Source organism: Massilia sp. H6, from assembly GCF_024802625.1.
GTDB lineage: Bacteria > Pseudomonadota > Gammaproteobacteria > Burkholderiales > Burkholderiaceae_D > Telluria.
In genome coordinates this window covers 1,165,004-1,185,496 of sequence record NZ_CP103371.1, presented here as the reverse complement: position 1 = coordinate 1,185,496, position 20,493 = coordinate 1,165,004, and the positions used below count along the sequence as shown (strand labels likewise).

Annotated in this window: 18 protein-coding genes; 1 reads left to right on the top strand and 17 read right to left on the bottom strand. The window is 64.0% G+C overall.

Going from position 1 to position 20,493, the window contains the following annotated elements:
- Positions 1 to 78: 78 nt before the first annotated feature.
- The 3 genes from NRS07_RS05345 to secA all read right to left on the bottom strand — a co-directional run bounded on the left by NRS07_RS05345 (position 79) and on the right by secA (position 4,511).
- Complete coding sequence (locus tag NRS07_RS05345; RefSeq protein WP_259211632.1) at positions 79 to 684, bottom strand: HNH endonuclease; 606 nt, start codon at positions 682 to 684, stop codon at positions 79 to 81.
- Between the two features lie 124 nt (positions 685 to 808).
- Positions 809 to 1,204 (bottom strand): hypothetical protein, encoded by a 396-nt coding sequence (locus NRS07_RS05340; protein WP_259211631.1) that lies wholly within the window; start codon positions 1,202 to 1,204, stop codon positions 809 to 811.
- A 523-nt stretch (positions 1,205 to 1,727) separates the two neighbouring features.
- Positions 1,728 to 4,511 carry a preprotein translocase subunit SecA gene (gene secA, locus NRS07_RS05335; RefSeq protein WP_259211630.1) on the bottom strand — a complete coding sequence of 928 codons (2,784 nt, stop codon included), beginning with the start codon at positions 4,509 to 4,511 and terminating at the stop codon, positions 1,728 to 1,730.
- A 365-nt stretch (positions 4,512 to 4,876) separates the two neighbouring features.
- On the opposite strand from secA, the gene NRS07_RS05330 reads away from it, so the two are divergent.
- On the top strand, positions 4,877 to 5,269 hold the full coding sequence (locus NRS07_RS05330) for a DUF721 domain-containing protein (RefSeq protein WP_259211629.1): 393 nt from the start codon (positions 4,877 to 4,879) through the stop codon (positions 5,267 to 5,269).
- Between the two features lie 8 nt (positions 5,270 to 5,277).
- Here the strand turns inward: NRS07_RS05330 and lpxC are convergent, their stop codons facing one another.
- From lpxC to murF, 14 genes are all read right to left on the bottom strand, one after another.
- The gene (lpxC, locus tag NRS07_RS05325; protein ID WP_259211628.1) at positions 5,278 to 6,213 is read right to left on the bottom strand and encodes a UDP-3-O-acyl-N-acetylglucosamine deacetylase; all 936 of its coding nucleotides are present in this window, start codon (positions 6,211 to 6,213) and stop codon (positions 5,278 to 5,280) included.
- A gap of 47 nt (positions 6,214 to 6,260) precedes the next feature.
- Positions 6,261 to 7,154, bottom strand: a complete 894-nt coding sequence (locus NRS07_RS05320; protein ID WP_259211627.1) for a DMT family transporter — start codon at positions 7,152 to 7,154, stop codon at positions 6,261 to 6,263.
- Positions 7,155 to 7,162: 8 nt separating this feature from the next.
- A complete protein-coding gene (locus NRS07_RS05315) occupies positions 7,163 to 7,612 on the bottom strand; it encodes a GNAT family N-acetyltransferase (protein WP_259211626.1) in 450 nt (149 codons plus the stop codon).
- Between the two features lie 44 nt (positions 7,613 to 7,656).
- On the bottom strand, positions 7,657 to 8,160 hold the full coding sequence (locus NRS07_RS05310) for a peroxiredoxin (protein WP_259211625.1): 504 nt from the start codon (positions 8,158 to 8,160) through the stop codon (positions 7,657 to 7,659).
- 168 nt (positions 8,161 to 8,328) lie between these two features.
- Positions 8,329 to 9,525 (bottom strand): cell division protein FtsZ, encoded by a 1,197-nt coding sequence (gene ftsZ, locus NRS07_RS05305; protein ID WP_259211624.1) that lies wholly within the window; start codon positions 9,523 to 9,525, stop codon positions 8,329 to 8,331.
- Positions 9,526 to 9,670: 145 nt separating this feature from the next.
- Entirely contained in the window at positions 9,671 to 10,903 is a 1,233-nt protein-coding gene (gene ftsA, locus NRS07_RS05300; RefSeq protein WP_259211623.1) for a cell division protein FtsA, read from the bottom strand.
- Positions 10,904 to 10,916: 13 nt separating this feature from the next.
- Positions 10,917 to 11,741 (bottom strand): cell division protein FtsQ/DivIB, encoded by an 825-nt coding sequence (locus NRS07_RS05295; RefSeq protein ID WP_259211622.1) that lies wholly within the window; start codon positions 11,739 to 11,741, stop codon positions 10,917 to 10,919.
- 6 nt (positions 11,742 to 11,747) lie between these two features.
- Positions 11,748 to 12,719, bottom strand: coding sequence for a D-alanine--D-alanine ligase (locus tag NRS07_RS05290; protein WP_259211621.1), 972 nt, complete (start codon positions 12,717 to 12,719; stop codon positions 11,748 to 11,750).
- Positions 12,716 to 14,110, bottom strand: a complete 1,395-nt coding sequence (gene murC, locus NRS07_RS05285; protein WP_259211619.1) for a UDP-N-acetylmuramate--L-alanine ligase — start codon at positions 14,108 to 14,110, stop codon at positions 12,716 to 12,718. The genes NRS07_RS05290 and murC overlap by 4 nt, the downstream gene beginning before the upstream one ends.
- Complete coding sequence (murG, locus tag NRS07_RS05280; RefSeq protein ID WP_259211618.1) at positions 14,100 to 15,218, bottom strand: undecaprenyldiphospho-muramoylpentapeptide beta-N-acetylglucosaminyltransferase; 1,119 nt, start codon at positions 15,216 to 15,218, stop codon at positions 14,100 to 14,102. The genes murC and murG overlap by 11 nt, the downstream gene beginning before the upstream one ends.
- The gene (gene ftsW, locus NRS07_RS05275; RefSeq protein WP_259211617.1) at positions 15,215 to 16,432 is read right to left on the bottom strand and encodes a putative lipid II flippase FtsW; all 1,218 of its coding nucleotides are present in this window, start codon (positions 16,430 to 16,432) and stop codon (positions 15,215 to 15,217) included. Before ftsW ends, murG begins: the two co-directional genes overlap by 4 nt.
- Positions 16,432 to 17,931 carry a UDP-N-acetylmuramoyl-L-alanine--D-glutamate ligase gene (gene murD, locus NRS07_RS05270; protein WP_259211616.1) on the bottom strand — a complete coding sequence of 500 codons (1,500 nt, stop codon included), beginning with the start codon at positions 17,929 to 17,931 and terminating at the stop codon, positions 16,432 to 16,434. Before murD ends, ftsW begins: the two co-directional genes overlap by 1 nt.
- Before the next feature lie 3 nt (positions 17,932 to 17,934).
- A complete protein-coding gene (mraY, locus tag NRS07_RS05265) occupies positions 17,935 to 19,104 on the bottom strand; it encodes a phospho-N-acetylmuramoyl-pentapeptide-transferase (protein ID WP_259211615.1) in 1,170 nt (389 codons plus the stop codon).
- 1 nt (position 19,105) lies between these two features.
- A complete protein-coding gene (murF, locus tag NRS07_RS05260; RefSeq protein ID WP_259213019.1) occupies positions 19,106 to 20,488 on the bottom strand; it encodes a UDP-N-acetylmuramoyl-tripeptide--D-alanyl-D-alanine ligase in 1,383 nt (460 codons plus the stop codon).
- Positions 20,489 to 20,493: the final 5 nt, after the last annotated feature.

The window sequence follows — 20,493 nt, the reverse complement described above, 5'->3', positions numbered from 1 at the left end:
CCGCTTGTGGCCGAAATTGGCCGTTCGCGGTCAGGCCGGTTTCGACCCATTGCAGACTGAGACAACCGCGGCATGATGCTACGTCACCAGTCGGGCTAACCCGTCCCACCTGTCTACAATCGGCGCTCTTAACCTGGGATCTTCAAGTTCCGCTTCTTCGATTGTCCATTCGCCGCGACCGAACTGGCAGCAATAGCACGACGTCACATAATTTTCGTACTCATTTTTTCCTCCGCGGCCATGGGGTATGACGTGGTCGAGCGACGACGCGAGCGCATATAAGGCTGCGTGCCGCTGGAATTCAGCACTAGTCCAGTTCGACTCAATTGCGAAAGCGCGAGTAATCAACGACCTGGCCAACTTGCAGATGACTTTTGTACCGCAAAAGCGGCATCGCCACCCGTCGCGCGAAAATATCGTTCTTTGTTCTCGCTGGCTTGGCATTCGCAAAGGATCACGTTCGGCCTTAGGCAAACACTTCGGACGACGAAGAACACGATGTACATCTACACTCAACGGTCCTACAGCCCGCTTGGCGTAGACCATGATCTCAGGAATGTCGGCCTGTTTAATCAGCGTGGCTGCCACGTGCTGTTCCCCCGCAATGATGGCATTTGCTGCAACATCAAGGAGCAATGCGGCCTCTTCTAATTCGGGGATTGGCGTGAGAATCGAATGGCGCATCGTTAGCGTTGTAAGGTCGGGAATCAAAAGCAAGGTTGTCGTAGTCTGTCAGTATCTGATTATGGCCGAGCCCGGCCGTTAGGCTCAGAATAGCAGTTTGCCAAGGCGGAAAAATCAAAGACTGTCATGAACGGCCGAAATCGACCCGAAACGGACCTACGAGGGCAGGGATCGCCGTGGCAGTTTCTCTCTTACGATTACATCCGCCGGCCAGGAACAACAGGACTTGAGTGGCGACAATAAGGACCAGAGCAATGCCCGAGCAAATCATCGACTCCTCGGTCGCGTAATACTGTAGCGGCAACCACATGATGAATAGGGACAAGCCGCCGAAAATTGTAGCACTGCGAAGTGCCGAACGCCCGAAAACCAATCCTAAAATAAGCGAAGTACCTGCTACGAATAGAAGAATAGAAAGAGCAGTTGGCACTAGCTCTGTCTGAGCTGAGCTGGCGTTGGTTCCAAATATCGCAGCTAATGGAATTAAGAGAACTGCGCTCAGTGCCGCGATCACCTTCATGTGCGATTTTCCTAAAAAGTTCAACTCCCTTGTAGGTCCGCTTTTGGCCAGGCTGTGTAAAAACGCGAGATCCGCGTGTTTTCAGGGGTCGCTTCACCATTTCCGGCATCGAGAAAACGCCATGGCGCGCGTTTTAAGTGGTCGCGTGCCGTCGGCATGGCGGCGACTTCGCGTTTTTACACAGCCTGGGCCGACAGCGGAAGTTCAGCATGGCTCAGTGTACGAGCTTGTTGCTGACACGCCAAGCCGCAGGGCACCGGCAGCTCTTGCTTACCGTGTCTGACTTTGCAGTTTTGTGGCGGATCTTATTCGAATGTCGCACAAAATAGGAGAGTACACAGCAGGCGCCAGCGGCGCCAACGACGGTTTTTGGTGAAGTGGCCAGATCCGGCACTGTCGTCTTTCGCGCACTCTCAATCAATGTCACCCCGATGAAGGTCGGACCCAAGCTCGCAGCAAGCACGCACACGTAAAAAAACGGCCGGGTTTCCCCGGCCGTTCGTCATTACCACTCACCCGCCGATTACGCCAGCTTGCCGTGGCACTGCTTGAACTTCTTGCCGCTGCCGCAAGGGCAAGGATCGTTGCGGCCGACCTTCACGCCCAGGTAGGTGCTGTGGTCTTCCGCCGATACCGGCTCGGGTCCGTCGCCTTGCGGGTTCGGGTTGAGCAGCTCTTCGGGCGCTGCCGACGGGTTGAAGTCGGCGTGCTGGTAGTTGACGTTTTCCAGCTGCGCCGCCTGGGCCGCCAGCGCCGCCTCGACCGCGTCGACTTCTTCGCGGCTCTGGATGCGCACAGTCATCACGGTACGCACCACTTCGTTCTTGATCAGGTCCAGCATGTTGCTGAACAGTTCGAACGCTTCGCGCTTGTATTCCTGCTTCGGATTCTTCTGTGCATAGCCGCGCAGGTGGATACCCTGGCGCAGGTGGTCCAGTGCCGCCAGGTGTTCGCGCCAGTGCGTGTCGACGCTTTGCAGCATGACGTTGCGCTCGAAGCCGCCGAACGACTCCTTGCCGACCACGGCAACCTTGGTTTCGTACGATGCTTCGGCCGCCTTGAGCACGCGCTCGAGGATGTCGTCGTCGTTCAGGTTCGGATCGTCCTTGAGCATCTGCTGCAGCGGCAGCTGCAGGTTCCACTCGTCGGCCAGGGTCGCTTCCAGCGCCGGGATATCCCACTGCTCTTCCACCGACTCGGCCGGCACGTGGGCGCGCACCACGTCGGTGAAGACGCCGCCGCGCAGCGAGACGATCAGGTCGGTCATCTCGGTCGATTCGAGCAGCTCGTTACGCTGGGTGTAGATCACCTTGCGCTGGTCGTTGGCGACGTCGTCGTATTCGAGCAGCTGCTTGCGCACGTCGAAGTTCCTGGCCTCGACCTTGCGCTGGGCGGTCTCGATCGAACGGGTCACGATGCCCGCCTCGATCGGCTCGCCTTCCGGCATCTTCAGGCGCTCCATGATCGAGCGCACGCGGTCGCCCGCGAAGATGCGCAGCAGCGGATCGTCCAGGCACAGGTAGAAACGCGACGAGCCCGGATCGCCCTGGCGTCCGGAACGGCCGCGCAGCTGGTTGTCGACGCGGCGCGACTCGTGGCGCTCGGTGCCGATGATGTGCAGGCCGCCGGCGTTCACCACGTGGTCGTGCAGCGACTGCCATTCGTCGCGCAAGGTCTGCGACTGGGCTGCCTTCTCGCTGTCGGCCAGCGCAGGGTTGGCTTCGATCAGCTGGATCTGCTTCTCGACCATGCCGCCCAGCACGATGTCGGTACCACGGCCGGCCATGTTGGTGGCGATGGTGATCATCTTTGGACGGCCGGCCTGCGCGATGATTTCCGCTTCACGGGCGTGCTGCTTGGCGTTAAGCACGTTGTGCGGCAGGCTGGCCTTGGTCAGGATGCCCGAGAGCAGCTCGGAGTTCTCGATCGAGGTGGTACCGACCAGCACTGGCTGGCCGCGCTCGTAGCAGTCGCGGATGTCGATCAGCATCGCGTTGTATTTTTCGTCGGCCGACTTGTAGACCTGGTCCTGGCGGTCCTTGCGCTGCGACGGCCGGTTTGGCGGGACGACCACGGTTTCGAGGCCGTAGATCTCCTGGAATTCGTAGGCTTCGGTATCGGCCGTGCCGGTCATGCCGGCCAGCTTGTTGTACATGCGGAAGTAGTTCTGGAAAGTGATCGAGGCCAGGGTCTGGTTCTCGTTCTGAATGCGCACGCCTTCTTTGGCTTCCACCGCCTGGTGCAGGCCATCGGACCAGCGGCGGCCGGTCATCAGGCGGCCGGTGAACTCGTCGACGATCACGATTTCGTTGTTCTGCACCACGTAGTGCTGGTCCTTGTGGTACAGGACGTGGGCGCGCAGCGCCGCATACAGGTGGTGCACCAGGGTGATGTTGGCGGCATCGTAGAGCGAGGCGCCTTCTGGCAGCAGGCCCCACTGGGTCAGGATGCTTTCCGCCTTTTCGTGGCCGGCCTCGGTCATCAAGACGGTGTGGGCTTTTTCGTCCTTCAGGTAGTCGCCCGGGACTTCAATCTTGCCCTTGCCGTCCGAGGTTTCTTCGCCGATCTGCAGGGTCAGCAGCGGCGGCAGTTCGTTCAGGCGCTGATACAGCTCGGTATGGCTCTCGGCCTGGCCCGAAATGATCAACGGGGTACGCGCTTCGTCGATCAGGATCGAGTCGACTTCATCGACCACGGCGAAGTTAAGGCCGCGCTGCACCCTCTCGTGCGCATCGAAGACCATGTTGTCACGCAGGTAGTCGAAGCCGAATTCGTTGTTGGTACCGTAGGTGATGTCCGAGGCGTAGGCTTGCTGCTTGCTGTCGTGGTCGAGCTGCGACAGGTTCACGCCGGTGGACAGTCCCAGCCAGCTGTACAGGCGCCCCATCGACTCGGCGTCGCGCTGTGCCAGGTAGTCGTTGACGGTAATGACGTGCACGCCGTTGCCGGCCAGGCCGTTGAGGTAGACCGGCAGGGTCGCCATCAGGGTCTTGCCCTCGCCCGTGCCCATCTCGGCGATTTTGCCTTGGTGCAGGACCATGCCACCGATCAGCTGGACGTCGAAATGGCGCATCTTCATGACGCGCTTGGCCGCTTCGCGGCAGACGGCGAACGCTTCCGGCAAGATGTCGTCGAGCGACTCGCCTTTGGCCAGGCGGTCCTTGAATTCGGGAGTCTTCGCCTGGAGCTCGGCATCGAGCAGCTTTTCCATCTGCGGCTCGAGCGCGTTAATCTGACGCACGGTCTTTTGGTATTGCTTGAGCAGACGCTGATTACGGCTGCCGAAAATCTGGGTCAGGAATGACATGCTAACTCTACAAAAAATACGCCGCGAAAAAGAGCCCGGGAGGACGGTGACACACATCCGCCGAAGACCGCCTATGGCAAAAAGCTACTGATTTTATCATGCGATCCGGCCACACTTGGGGACAGTGGGCAGGATAACAAGACTGTTGGGTCGTAGAATGTTATCAAATTGCACTAAAGCGCGTCGTTCCAGCGCATGCGGTGCGGGGAGCCGGGACGCGTTTGCGCAAGCTTGAGCGATTCCATGCCGGTTTATATGCTATGTTGCGGCATATCGACCTTCACTCCCGCCCAGTGCATATCTACGGTACCAAAAATCGCCAGACTTCGATTGTCGCGACAGATTTCCTGCGCGGCAATGAGCGCATGGCCAGCCTGCTGCCCGCCGCCATGCGCATGGCGCGCCTGCAATCCGATTGCGCCGCCATCTTGCCTGCGTTAGCCGGCAACACCGACGTGATCTCGTTCCAGGACGGGGCCCTGGTGCTGGCCGTACCCAGTTCGGCGGTGGCGGCGCGGGTCAAGCAGATGGCACCCAAGCTGCAAGCTGCCCTGCTCGGGCGTGGCTGGCAGGTGGAATCGGTCAAGCTCAAGGTACAGGTAGCGCGGGCGATGCCGCAAAAACCCGAAATGCGCAGCCTCGAACTGCCGCCCACGGCGGTGCAGGCCTTCGAAGACCTGGCGCAGTCACTCGAGGACACCACGCAGAACAAGGACCTGGTGGCGGCGCTGCGCCGGCTGGCGCAGAAACGGCGCTAATCGAGCACTCAGGTCTGGGCCCACTCGCGCGTCATCTGCCGAACATATGACGGCGGCGCAGCCTCGAGCGAATCGAATTCGACCATCTCGTAGGCATCCGGCTGCGCCAGCAGCTTGCGCAGCAGTTCGTTGTTGAGCGCGTGGCCGGATTTGTGCGCCGCGTAGCTGGCCAGCAGCGGGTGGCCAACGATGTACAGGTCGCCGATCGCGTCCAGGATCTTGTGGCGCACGAATTCGTCGTCGTAGCGCAGCCCGTCCGCATTCAGGATGCGGTACTCGTCCATCACGATGGCGTTTTCCAGCGAACCGCCGCGCGCCAAGCCCATGCCGCGCAGGGTTTCCACGTCCTGCATGAAGCCGAAGGTGCGCGCCCGCGCCACGTCGTGCACGTACGACACGTCGCCGAAGTCGACCGCCGCGCGCTGCATGGTGCCGTCCACCGCCGGGTGATTGAATTCAATGAAGAAGTCGAGCTTGAAGCCCTCGTAAGGCGACAGGCGCGCCCATTTTTCGCCGCTGCCGGTTCCCTGGCGGATCTCGACCTCTTTGAGCACGCGGATGAATTTCTTTGGCACGTCCTGCTCTTCTACGCCGGCCTGCTGCAGCAGGTAGACGAAGGATGCCGCAGAGCCGTCCATGATCGGGATTTCCTCGGCAGTGACATCGACGGTCAGGTTGTCGATACCCAGGCCGGCGCAGGCCGACATCAGGTGCTCGACGGTGGACACGCGCGCGCCGTCCTTGATCAGGACCGTGGCCATGCGGGTTTCGCCGACCACGTCGGCGGCGCAGGCGATGGCGACGACCGGGTCGTAGTCGACGCGGCGGAAGGTGATGCCGGCCCCCGGCGCGGCCGGACGCAGGGTCAGTTCGACCTTGGTGCCAGAGTGGACGCCGACACCGGTGGTGCGCACGACCTGTTTGATGGTTCGTTGTTTCAGCATCCGGCGATTATAGCCCAGCGCTTTTGTGCTTGCTGCCGGGGCCACCTCTACGGATGCTCGGCTTCGACGTGTCTTTTCTCGTGGCGCAGCAGATACAGCCCGCTGCCGATGATAATGGCAGCGCCCAGCATGGTGTAACGGTCGGGCAGGGTTTGCCACAGCAGCCAATCCAGCCCCACGGCCCAGGCCAGCGCGGTGTATTCAAAGGGGGCGATGCTCGAGGCCTGGCCCCTGGCAAAGGCTTCGGTGATCGCCAGCTGGCCGATGAAGCCGGTCAGCGACAGGGCCGCCAGCAGCGGCAGGTCGGCCGTGCTCAGCGCCACCCAGCCGGGCACCGCCAGCGCGCTGGCGCCAACCGCCACCATCACCATCAGCCAGAACACCATATGTTCGCTGCGGTCGGTGCGCGCCAGGATGCCCACCGTGATCGCCGATATGGCGTACATGGCGGCCGCGCCGAGAATGGCCAGCCCGCCTATGGTCAGGAAGCCAGCGCCGCTCGGGCGCAGCACCACCAGCACGCCGCCCAGACCGACCGCGATCGCGATCCAGCGCGCCGCGCCCACGCGCTCTTTCAGGAACCACACCGACAGCGCCGTGATGAGGGCGGGCGAGACGAAGAAAATCGTGTAGGCCTCGGCCAGCGACAGATTGCGGATGCCAAACGCAAACAGGGTCAGCATCGCGATGCCGAGCACCGCGCGCATCAGGTGCAGCGGCCAGCGGATCTTGAAGATGTCGCGGTAACCGACCCGCACGCCCACGTAGATCGCTACCAGCGGCAGTGAGGTGAGCGAACGCAGCGCCGCCACCTGAATCGCCGGATAGCGCTCGGTAAGCAGCTTCATGACCGTGTCCATCAGGGCAAACATGAACACGGCCAGCACCATCGCGTAAATGCTGTACAGGTTGCCGGCGGGCCGCTTCATGTCAAGCTTCATGCCAAGCTTCACAGCTGCTTTTCCATGAACAGGCTCAGCGGGTCCGGCTGGCCAGCGCCGAAGGGGGCGCAGCGGGTAAAGCCAAAGCGCTCGTACAGCTTGATCGCTTCTAGCTGGCGGATGCCGGTTTCCAGCTTGAGCGCGCGCACGCCAGACATCCTGGCAAAGGTCGCCAGCTGCTCGAGCAGCCGACGCCCGGTGCCACGCCCGCGCATGGCTTGGTCGACCACCATGCACTTGACCTCGCCGAAGCCCTCGCGCCGCACCAGCGCCACGCAGCCGAGCGCGGCGCCGTCGCTGCCGCGCGCGACCAAAAACAGCACGTCGTCTGCCAGCAGCGAGGCGATATTCATCGGGTGGTGCGATTCGACCGGATACAGCGCCGCGCAGACCGCATCGAGCTGGTCTAGCAGGCAGCGGATCTCTGGCTGGTCGGGGGTTTCGGCATTGATGATCATGGCATGAAAAACGGCGCCGAGGCGCCGTTTGCAGGTAGCGGCGCTTACGCCAGTTGTGCGAGCATCTTGTCGGCGCCCGAGACTTCGAAGCCCGAGGTCTCGACGTTGAGCTGCTTGACGACGCCATCTTCGACCAGCATCGAGTAGCGCTGCGAGCGGGTGCCCATGCCGTGCTTCGAGAAGTCGGCGTCCAGGCCCAGCGCCTTCGAGAATGCGGCGTTACCGTCGGCCATCATGCGCACGATACCGGTGGCCTTCTGGTCGCGGCCCCAGGCGCCCATCACAAAGGCGTCGTTGACCGAGATGCACCAGATTTCATCGACGCCCTTGGCCTTGAGTGCCTCGGCGTGCTGGACGTAACCCGGCACGTGCTGGGCCGAGCAGGTCGGGGTGTAGGCGCCCGGCAGGCCGAAGATGACGATCTTCTTGCCCTTGGCCAGTTCGCTGACCTGGAAAGTATTCGGGCCGAGCGCGCAGCCTGCGGTTTCAGTCTCGATGAATTCCGCGAGGGTGCCTTCCGGCAGGCGATCGCCGATCTGGATGGTCATGGGTGTACTCCTTGTTGTTTTGAGAATCCGGCAATTATCGCCGATGTGGACAGAGCTTGCAGGCGATGGGCTCGCGCACTGAAATTCCGTGAAATACACTGGAATCGACGGCACCACGAAAAAAGGCCAGCTTGCGCTGGCCCTTCCACTTCCCTACCGACTCGACAATCAGTCGGCCTGCTTGCGCAGGAAGGCTGGAATGTCGTAGGTCTCGACGCCGTTGCGCTGCATGGCCTGCACCTGCTCGGACGCCTGCTCGCGGCGCCACACGGCCGGCTGCTTCATGCCGCTCTGCGCGTCGCTGCTGGCCTGGCCCATGGTCAGGCCGCCAGCCACCGCCGACGCGCTGGCCATCATCGGGGCATTGTAGGTACCGGTGCGCAGCACCTGCTGCGGCTGCACCAGCTGCATCTTCTTGGCCTTGCCCAGGCCGGTCGCGACCACGGTCACGCGGATCTCGTCGCCCATCTCGTCGTCGTAGGCGATGCCCTGGGCAATCGACGCGTCCGGCGCGGCGAAGGCGCGCACGGCGGCCATGACTTCCTTGATTTCCTTGCCCTTCAGGCCACGGCTGGCGGTCACGTTGACCAGCACGCCCTTGGCGCCCGACAGGTCGATACCGTCCAGCAGCGGCGAGGCCACGGCCTGTTCGGCGGCGATGCGCGCGCGGTCGACGCCGGCGGCGGTCGCGGTACCCATCATGGCCTTGCCCTGCTCGCTCATGATGGTCTTGACGTCGTTAAAGTCGACGTTAATGTGGCCCGGCACGTTGATGATCTCGGCGATACCGGCAACAGCGTTGTTCAGGACGTCGTCGGCGTGCTTCATCCAGTCGAGCATGCTTTCGTCTTCGTAGATGTCTTCCAGTTTTTCGTTCAGGATGACGATCAATGAGTCGACGTGCTTGCTCAGCTCTTCCAGGCCGGCTTCCGCCACCTGCATGCACTTGTCGCCTTCGTAGGAGAACGGCTTGGAGACCACGGCAACGGTGAGCGCACCCATGCTCTTGGCCACTTCGGCGACGATCGGCGCGGCGCCGGTACCGGTGCCGCCGCCCATGCCGGCAGCGATGAAGACCATGTGCGCGCCGCGCAGCGCGTCTTCGATGCGCGAACGGGTCTGCTCGGCGAGCTGGCGGCCCACTTCCGGACGCATGCCAGCGCCCAGGCCGGAGTCGCCGATCTGGATGATGTTATTCGCGCCCGACACTGCAAGTGCCTGCGCATCCGTGTTTGCGGCGATGAACTCGACACCGGACACACCCTTATTGATCATGTGCTGAACCGCGTTGCCGCCGGCGCCGCCGACGCCGACAACTTTGATGACGGTTCCCAGTGCTGCGTTATCGACCATATCGAACTCCATGATGAACTCCCAATATTCAGTGCCGCTTCTCGATCGAGGAGATTTGCCAGGCCCCTGGCAGGCTCCGCAACCGGAAACAGCGATTGTATTTAAAAAATCTTGACCCGTGAACGATTTGTTGCTGTCGTACTAAAAATTTAGTGTCTTAGAAGTTCCCTGCTATCCATTCCTTCATGCGCTGCCAGACTGCCTTCACCGAACCATCCTGGCGCGTGACGATGTGACCGCGCAGGTATTGCTTCTTCGCTTCCAGCAGCAAACCGAGCACCGTGGCGTAGCGGGGGCTGCGCACGACGTCGGCCAACTGGCCGCGGTAGTCCGGCGTGCCCAGGCGCGCCGGTTTGAGAAAAATGTCTTCGGCCATCTCGATCATGCCGGGCATGATCGAGCTGCCACCGGTGAGCACGATGCCCGACGAGAGCACGCCCTCGTAGCCGGAATCGCGCACCACCGTGTGCACCATTGCAAACAGTTCTTCGACGCGCGGCTCGATCACGGCCGCCAGCGCCTGGCGCGACAAGGCGCGCGGACCGCGGTCGCCCAGCCCCGGCACCTCCAGCGTCTCGCCCGGATCGGCCAGCACCTGCTTGGCCACGCCGTAGCGGATCTTGATGTCCTCGGCTTCGCCGGTCGGCGTGCGCAAGGCCATCGCGATGTCGCTGGTGATCTGGTCGCCGGCAATCGGCAGTACCGCGGTGTGGCGAATCGCGCCGTCCGAGAACACCGCGATGTCGGTGGTGCCGCCGCCAATGTCGATCAACACCACGCCCAGTTCCTTCTCATCGACCGTCAGCACCGCGTCGGCCGAGGCCATCGGCTGCAGGATCAGGTCCGAGACCTCGAGGCCACAACGGCGCACGCACTTTACTATGTTCTGCACTGCCGAGACCGCACCGGTGACGATGTGCACGCGCACTTCCAGGCGAATGCCGCTCATGCCGATCGGTTCGCGCACGTCTTCCTGGTTATCGACGATGAATTCCTGCGGCACCGTGTGCAGCAATTGCTGGTCGGTCGGGATGTTCACCGCCTTGGCGGTCTCGATCACGCGCGCCACGTCGGTGGCGGTGACTTCCTTGTCCTTGATCGCGACCATGCCGCTCGAATTGAACGAGCGGATATGGCTGCCGGCGATGCCAGCATAGACATTGCGGATCTTGCAGTCGGCCATCAGCTCCGCTTCCTCGAGCGCACGCTGGATCGACTCGACGGTGGCCTCGATGTTGACGACCACGCCTTTCTTCAACCCTTTCGACTCGTGCTGACCGAGGCCGATCACCTCGTGGCGTCCGTCGGACATCACTTCGGCCACCACCGCCACCACCTTCGAGGTGCCGATGTCGAGGCCGACGATCAGGTTCTTCGCGTCTTTTGTCATTGCTGTTGCCTGCTTATGTTTGCTTGGTTGTCTTATTGATCGGAGTTGTCGTTTTTTTTGCCGGCTTCACCGGCTTGGTCACATCCAGCGGCACGCTCAAGGCCGCCGACGACAGCGCCAGCCCGTTCTGGTAGCGCATGTCGATCGTGTCGATACGGCCTTCTTGCAGCCGCGCGACCAGTTGCGGGTACACCCCGACCAGGCGCTGCACGCGTTTCTTGAGCGTGTCGCGGTCCTGCTCGCGCCCCAGCGCCACGCTCATGCCATTGTCCAGCTTCACGGTCCAGGCATACCGGCTCGAGAGCGACAGGTGCAGCGGCGCCAGCTGGACCGGCGCGAACAGCGAACGCAGCTCGGTAAAGCGGGCCAATACTTCCTTTTCGGTCCCTTGCGGGCCGTCGAAACCAGGCAATGCGTGGTCGTCGTCGGCCTCGGCCAGGTTGGCGGTAAACACATCGCCCTTGACCGACAGCAGGCGGCCATCCTCGCCCCAGGTGCCGAGCGCCTCGTGCTCCTCGACCTCGACCACCAGCTGGTTCGGCCATTCGCGCCGCACCGTGGCGCGGCGCACCCAGGGCACGGTCTCGAAGGTCGCGCGCACCTGCTCCAGGTCGGCGGTGAAGAAGTTGCCGCGAATCTTGCCGATGACGCCGTTGCGCACCGTCAGTTCGTTCACGTGGCGCAGGTCGATCCCGTACATGCTCTCCACCGTCACCGCGCGCAGCGAGAACATGGGGCGCTGCGACAGCCACCACACGCCCGACGCCAGACCGGCGAGCACCGTCAGCGCCACCAGGGCGCTGGCGCTTGCATTGAGGGCGCGCACGTCATGCCACATCGCTGCTTAACCTTTCGCTTTCGGGATCTTCAGGCGGCTCGAGGCCAGGATCTCGATGCACAGATCCTCGTAGCTGATGCCCTGCGCACGCGCGGCCATCGGCACCAGCGAGTGCGACGTCATGCCCGGCGAGGTATTCACTTCCAACAAGAACGGACGCATGTCGCTTTCGCGTACCAGCACGTCGACCCGGCCCCAGCCTTCGCAACCGAGCGCGCGGTAGGCGTTCACGGCGTGGCGCTGGATTTCCTCGGTCAATACAGGGTCCAGCTCCGCCGGGCAGTGGTAGTGGGTGTCGTCGGTAAAGTACTTGTTCTGGTAGTCGTAATTGCCTTCCGGGGCCACGATCTCGACGATCGGCAGCGCCCGCGCGCTGGCGCCCTGTCCCAGCACGGCCACGGTGAATTCGCGGCCGGTGACGAATTCTTCGGCCAGCACGACCTCGTCGAAGCCGGCGGCCAGTTCCACCGCGGCCCGCAGCTGGGCAGCTTCGGTCACCTTGGTGATGCCGATGGTGGAGCCTTCCAGCGGCGGCTTGACGATCAGCGGCAGGCCCAGCGTGACCAGCACTTTATCGAGGTCGGTGTGCTGGTCGATCGACACGTAGTCGGGCGTCGGGATCTCGTCGAACTTCCAGATCTTCTTGGTGGCAATCTTGTCCATGCCTACGCTCGAGGCCATCACGCCGCTGCCGGTGTACGGAATGCCGAGCTGCTCGAGCGCGCCCTGCAGGCTGCCGTCTTCGCCATAACGGCCGTGCAGCGCGATGAAGACGCGGTCGAAGCCTTGCGCTGCCAGTTCGGTCAGGTCCTGCGTGCCCGGATCGAAAGCGTGGGCATCGATGCCGCGGCTTTGCAGCGCGGCCAGCACGCCGGTGCCGGACATGATCGAGACGTCGCGCTCGGCGGAGCGTCCGCCGAACAGCACGCCGACCTTGCCGAAGGCTGCCGCGTCAAAGGTAGGAGTGGTTGCGTTCACGATGAAGCCTTTGCATTGGTCAATTGGTGAGGGATGCCGCTGATCGAGCCGGCGCCCATCGTCAGGACGACGTCGCCGTCGCGCGCCGCGTTCAGGATGGCGGCAGGCATCTCGGCGATCGTTTCCACGAAAATAGGCTCGGTCTTGCCGCCGGTGCGCAGCGCACGCGCCAGGGCGCGGCCGTCGGCAGCCACGATCGGCGCCTCGCCGGCCGGATAGACTTCGGCCAGCAGCAGCACGTCCGGGGTCGCCAGCACTTTCACGAAATCTTCGAACAGGTCGCGGGTGCGGCTGTAGCGGTGCGGCTGGAACGCCAGCACCAGGCGCCGGCCCGGATAGGCGGCGCGCGCCGCGGCCAGGGTGACCTCGGTTTCGACCGGATGGTGGCCGAAATCGTCGACCAGGGTAAAGCTGCCGCCGCCTGGCAAGTCCACTTCGCCGTAGCGGGTGAATCGGCGTCCGACGCCGCGAAATTCCAGCAGGCCCTGGGCGGTGGCAGCGTCGTCGATGCCGATTTCGCGCGCGATCGCGATCGCCGAGCAGGCGTTGAGCACATTATGCATGCCCGGCTGGTTCAGCACGAACTTGGTGTCGGGGTAGCCTTGCTGGCGCACCGTGAAGTGCATGTGCACGCCCTCGGCGTAGGCATCGAAGGCGCGCACTTCGGCGTCGCTCGAAAAGCCGTAGGTAGTCACCGGCTTGGTCACCTGCGGCAGGATCGAGCGCACGTGCTGGTCGTCGATGCACAGCATCACGCGGCCGTAGAACGGCAGGCGGTGAGTAAAGTGCACGAAGGCGGCCTTGAGCTTTTCGAAATCGTGCTCGTAGGTCTCCATGTGGTCGGCGTCGATGTTGGTGATCACCTCGATCATCGGCGACAGGTTCAGGAAAGACGCGTCCGACTCGTCGGCTTCGGCCACGATGTAGTCGCCCTGCCCCAGCTTGGCATTGGCGCCGGCGGCGGTCAGCTTGCCGCCGATGACGAAAGTCGGGTCCATGCCACCCTGAGCCAGCACCGAGGCGACCAGGCTGGTGGTGGTGGTCTTGCCATGGGTGCCGGCAATGGCGATGCCGCGCTTGAGGCGCATCAGTTCGCCGAGCATGATCGCGCGCGGCACTAGCGGCACCTTGGCGGCGCGCGCCGCGACTACCTCGGGATTGGTGTCGTTGACGGCGGTCGAGGTCACCACCACGTCGGCGCCGCTCACGTGCTCGGCCGAATGGCCGATAAAGACGCGCGCGCCCAGTTCGGCCAGGCGCTGGCTGGCGGCGTTGCTCGCCAGGTCGGAGCCCGATACGTTATAGCCGAGATTGACCAGCACTTCGGCGATGCCGCTCATGCCGCTGCCGCCGATGCCGACGAAATGGATGTTCTTGATCTTATGTTTCATGGTTGTTTGCCTGTCCAGCCAGTTGCTCTAATACTTGTGCGATCGCTTCGTTGGCGTCGCGCTTGCCCACCTTTGCCGCCGCCTGCGCCATTTCCAGGCAATCGGCGCGCGTGGTGTTCTGCAGCAGGCTTGCCAGGCGCTGCGCATTGAGTTCGCCCTGCGGCAGGTAGACGGCCGCCTTCTGCCCTGCCATCCAGAGCGCGTTGTCGCGCTGGTGACTGGTGGTGCTGGCGACAAACGGCACCAGTACGCTGGCCACGCCGGCTGCGGTCAGCTCAGAGACGGTAATCGCGCCGGCGCGGCAGATCACCAGGTCGGCTTGCGCATAGGCCGCTGCCATGTCGTCGATGAAATCGACGACCGTGGCCTCGACACCGGCTTGGGCATACGCCGCGCGCAGCGCGTCGATATTCTTCTTGCCCGACTGGTGGGTCACGATCGGGCGCACTGCCGGCTGCAGGGCCGGGTCGATCAGGGCCAGCGCCGCCGGCACGCTGTCGTTCAAAACCTTGGCGCCGAGGCTGCCGCCAACGACCAGGATACGCAGCGGACCGCTGCGGCCCGCGAAGCGTTCGGCGGGCGCCGCCAGGTCGAGGATCTGCTGGCGCACCGGGTTGCCGGTGACCACCGCCTTGTTCGCCGCCCCGCCGAAATCGGCCGGGAAGCCGAACAGCACGCGCTGCGCGAGCGGGGCCAGGGTCTTGTTCGACAGCAGCAGCGCGGCATCGGCATTGACCAGCGCCAGCGGCACGCCGCGCGCGCGCGCCATGATCCCGCCGGGCACCGTCACATAGCCGCCCATGCCCAGCACCACGTTCGGCGCACGCTGGCCCAGGATGCGGCGGCAGGTGGCAAAGCTGGCGGCCATCTTGAAGGCGCCCGTGATGGTGTGCTTGAGTCCCTTGCCGCGCAGGCCGGCGAAATCGATGGTGTCCATCGGAATGCCGGCTTTCGGCACCAGCTCGGCTTCCATGCCGTGCGCGGTGCCCAGCCAGCTGACTTCCCAGCCGCGCGCGCGCATGGTCTGCGCAATCGCGATGCCGGGGAAGATGTGGCCGCCCGTGCCGGCCGCCATGATCATCAGGCGTTTCGGTGTAGCTTGCGTCATGCCCGACCTCCCCGCATGCGCACGCGGTTCTCGTAGTCGATGCGCAGCAGGATCGCCAGGCCGACACAGTTGAACAGCACGCCCGAACCGCCAAAGCTCATCAAGGGAAGGGTCAGGCCCTTGGTCGGCAGCAGGCCCAGGTTCACACCCATGTTGATGAAGGTCTGCACGCCGATCCAGATGCCGATGCCTTTCGCAACCAGGCCGGCGAAGATCTGGTCGAGCGCGATCGCCTGGCGGCCAATGTCAAAGGCGCGCTTGACCAGCCAGTAGAACATCGCGATCACCACCAGCACGCCAGCCAGGCCCAGTTCTTCGCCGATCACCGCCATGATGAAGTCGGTGTGCGCTTCGGGCAGGTAGAACAGCTTCTCGACGCTGCCGCCCAGGCCCACCCCGAAGAACTCGCCGCGCCCGAAGGCGATCAGCGAATGGGTCAACTGATAGGCCTTGTCGAGCGCATTGCCCTTCTCCCACGGGTCGAGGTAGGCGAACATGCGGGCGCGGCGGAAGGGCGAGAGCGCGATGATGGTGGTGAAGATCAGCACCAGCAGCGCGCCGATGCCGCCGAACCAGACGATGTTGATTCCGCCCAGGAACAGGATGCCCATGGCGATGCAGACGATCACGCCGAAGGCGCCAAGGTCTGGCTCGAGCAGCAGCAGGCCGCCCACCAGGCCGATCGCCACCATCATCGGCAGGAAGCCCTTGGTCAGCTTGTGCATGTATTCCTGCTTGCGTACCGTGAAGTCGGCGGCGTACAGGACGGCGGCGATCTTCATGATTTCGGACGGCTGCAGGTTCATGATCTTCAGCGGCAGCCAGCGGCGCGCACCATTGACCGACACGCCGATGCCCGGAATCAGCACCAGCGTCAGCAAGAACAAGGTGGCGATGAACAGCATCGGGGCATATTTCTGCCATACCGCGACCGGCACCTGGAAGGCCACCGCCGCCGCCGCCATCGATACCGCGATGTACATCGCCTGGCGATACAGGAAGAATTCGTTCTTGTCGCCCAGGTAGGCGAATTTCGGCGAGTCCGGCAGCGCGATCGAGGCCGAATACACCATCACCAGGCCGAACAGCATCAAGAGCACGGTGACCCAGACCAGCGGCTGGTCGTAGTCCATCATCTTCGATGGCCGGCTGCGCGCCTCGATCGAGGCGTCGCTGGCAGAACCCGAAAACTTGAATGGAAGCTGGAAGGCCATCAGATGTCCTGGCCTTTTTCCAGGGCGATGTCGCGCACGGCATCGACGAACACCTGCGCGCGGTGCGCATAGTTGTCGAACATGTCGAGACTGGCGCAGGCCGGGGACAGCAGCACGCAGTCGCCCGGACGCGCCAGGCCGCTGGCCCTGAGCACGGCTTGCGGCAAGCCCGGCAAGTCGAATACCGGCACCCCGGTCGGCTCGATGGCGGCGCGCAGGCTTGGCGCATCGCGGCCGATCAGCAGCACGGCGCGTACGTGGCGCGACGCGGGCAGCGCCAAGGGCGCGAAGTCCTGGCCCTTGCCGTCGCCACCGGCAATCAGGACGATCTGCTGGTCCTGGCCGGCAAAGGCCTGGCCCAGGCCATCGAGCGCGGCAACGGTGGCGCCGACGTTGGTGCCCTTGCTGTCGTCGTAGTAGTCGACGCCGTCGATGGATGCGACCAGTTCGACGCGGTGCGGTTCGCCCGTATATTCTCGCAAGCCGTGCAGCAGCGGCGCCAGCGGCAGGCCGCAGGCACGGCACAGCGCCAGCGCGGCCAGTGCGTTCGAGGCATTGTGCAAGCCGCGAATCTTGAGCGCGTCGGCCGGCATCAGGCGGCTGACCGTGATGTCCATGGGCGCCGCCGCCTCGCCCTTTTTCAGTTTGCGAAGCGGCTCGTCGCCGCTCTCGACGGCATTGGCCAGCCACAGCACGCCGCGCTCGCCGAGCAGGCCGAAGCTGTTTGCCTCGACCGGCTCGCCGGTGCCAAAGGTAAAGGCCGGCGCGCCAGGCTTGGCCATGCGCATCACGTGGGCGTCGTCGCGGTTGAGTACGCGCACGGTATCGGCCCCGAAGATGCGCGCCTTGTCAGACGCATAGGCATCCATGCTGCCGTGCCAGTCGAGGTGGTCCTGGGAGAGATTCAGCACGGTGGCGGCATCGGCCTGCAGGCTGAAGGTCGTGTGCAGCTGGAAGCTCGACAGCTCCAGTACCCAGGCCTGCGGCAAATTGTCCTGGTCGAGGCTTTCCCTGAGCACGTCCAGCGCGGCCGGGCTGATGTTGCCGGCCACGCGCGTGGACAGGCCCGCGCGGCGGCACAGCAAACCGGTCAGGCTGGTAACGGTGGTCTTGCCATTGGTGCCGGTGATGGCGATGACCTTGGGCGCGTAGCCGCGCTCGAGGCGCAGCTGCGCCAGCGCCTGCGCGAACAGTTCGATCTCGCCCCACACCGGGATCTGGCGTTCGTCCGCGGCCGGCACAAGCGCGGCCAGCTCGCGGCCTGGGGCCAGCCCCGGGCTGACGGCAACGAAGTCGACGCCGTCGAGCAAGGCCGCGGTAAATTCGCCGCCGGCGAATTCGGCATCCGGCACGGCCTGGCGCAGGGCCGCCAGGCGCTGCGGCTCGGCGCGCGTGTCGGCCACGCGCACGCGCGCGCCAGCGCGCGCCAGCCATTGCGCCATCGCCAGCCCGGATTCGCCCAGACCCAGGATGAGTGCCGATTTACCGTGGTAGTTCATTCTTCAGCGCAGCTTCAGGGTAGACAGGCCGACCAGGACCAGCATCATGGTCACGATCCAGAAACGGACCACGACCTTGGTCTCTTTCCAGCCTTTTTGTTCGAAATGGTGGTGCAGCGGCGCCATCAGGAACACGCGGCGGCCAAGCCCGTAGCGGCGCTTGGTGTACTTGAACCAGGTCACCTGGATGATCACCGACAGGGTTTCGGCCACGAACACGCCGCCCATGATGAACAGGACGATTTCCTGGCGCACGATGACGGCGATGGTGCCGAGCGCGCCGCCCAGCGCCAGCGCACCGACGTCGCCCATGAACATCTGCGCCGGGTGCGCGTTATACCAGAGAAAGGCCAGTCCCGCGCCCGCCATCGCGCCGCAGAAGATCAGCAGTTCGCCGGCGCCCGGGATGTAGGGGATCAACAGGTATTTCGAGAACGTCGCGCTACCGGTCAGGTAGGCGAACAGGCCAAGGGCGCCACCGACCATCACGGTCGGCATGATTGCCAGGCCATCGAGGCCGTCGGTGAAATTGACCGCATTGCTGGAACCGACGATCACGCAATAAGTCAGCGCGATGAAGCCCCACACGCCCAGCGGATAGCTGATCGACTTGAAGAACGGGACGATCAGGTCGGCCTTGGGGGGCAGGGTCATCGAGAAGCCCGACTGCACCCAGGCGTAGAACAGTTGCAGCACTTCCCACGGGTTCGCGGCCGACACCGAGAACGCCAGATACAGCGCCGAGGCGATGCCGACCAGCGACATCCAGAAGTATTTTTCGCGCGAAGGCATGCCTTCCGGATCCTTGTAGACCACCTTGCGGTAATCGTCGACCCAGCCGACCGCGCCGAAGCCCATGGTCACGACCAGCACTGGCCAGATCAGGCGGTTCGACAGGTCGCACCACAGCAAGGTGGAGATGCCGATCGAGATCAGCACCAGTACGCCGCCCATGGTCGGGGTGCCATGCTTGGCCAGGTGGGTCTGCGGGCCGTAGGTGCGCACCGCCTGGCCAACCTTGAGCTCGGTGAGCTTGCGGATCACGGCCGGACCGCAGATCAGGCCGATGGCGATGGCGGTGATGGTGGCGAACACCGCACGGAAGGTAATGTAGTTGAATACGCGCAGCGGACCGATATAGTCCTGGAAGTATTGGGCGAGCCAGAGAAGCATATTAGTGGGCGTCCTTGCCAGTAGTAGTGTGTCCGGTCAGGTGCAGGACCACGCGTTCCATCTTCATGAAACGCGAGCCCTTCACCAGCACAGTCGCCTCGCTCTTGGCACCAGCGTTGCCGCCCAGGATTGCATCCAGTGCTGCCAATAATTCGTCGAACTGTTCGTAATGCCGTGCTCCCGATGCGCTCATGAAACGCGCCAGTTCGCCAGTGGCGAGCACGGTCTCGATGCCCTGCTGCTTCGCATAGGCAGCGACTTCTTCGTGAAACTCCCTGCCTTGCGTGCCGACTTCGCCCATGTCGCCCGCCACCAGGATGCGCGGGGCCGGGCAGGCTGCCAGCACGTCGATCGCGGCGCGCATCGAATCCGGGTTGGCGTTGTAGGTATCGTCGATCACGGTGGCGCCGCCCGCGGCCTGCTTGCGCTGCAGGCGCCCCCCCACCGGCGCGAACGCTTCCAGGCCGCGCACGATGGCCTCGGCCGGGATGCCGGCGGCCAGGGTGCTGGCGAATGCGGCGAGCGCATTGCGCACGTTGTGTTCGCCGGCTGCGGCCAGCGCCAGCGTGTAGCGGGCGCCGCCTGCGGTCACGGTCAGTTCGTTGCCGAAACCGGTCGCGACGAAACTTGCCCGCACGTCGCACGCCGGGCTCAGGCCAAAAGTCAGGGTGGAGCACTGCGCCATCTCGCGCCACAGGTCAGTATAGGTGTCGTCACCCGGGAACACCGCCACGCCGTCGGGCGGCAGGGCCTGCAGCACGGAACCGTTTTCGCGCGCCACCGCTTCCACGGTGTGCATGAATTCCTGGTGCTCGCGCTGGGCGTTGTTGACCATGGCCACCGTAGGCTGTGCAATCGCGGCCAGGCGGCCAATCTCGCCCGGATGGTTCATGCCCATCTCGATCACGGCCGCGCGGTGCTGGCTACCCAGGCGCAGCAGCGTCAATGGCACCCCGATCTCGTTATTCAGGTTGCCCTGCGTCGCCAGGCGCGCGTCCTCGCCAAACGCGGCGGCGAGGATCGAAGCGATCATTTCCTTGACCGTGGTCTTGCCGTTCGAGCCGGTCACGCCGATCACGGCAATGGCATGCCTGGCGCGCCAGAAATTGGCGATCCGGCCCAGCGCCACCAGGGTATCGGGCACCACGATGGCAGGCAGGGTCCAGCCGTCGGGAAGCGCATGCACCACGACCGCGGCCACGCCGCGGCCGGCGACCTGGTCCAGGAAACCATGCGCGTCGAAGGTCTCGCCCTTGAGCGCGACGAACAGGGCGCCGGCCGGCGCGCTGCGGCTGTCGGTCGAGACGCCCTCGACGGCGGCATCCGCACCCACCAGCCGCGCGCCGGGGATGCACGCGGCAAGTTGTGCCAGCGACGCGCGCATCTGCG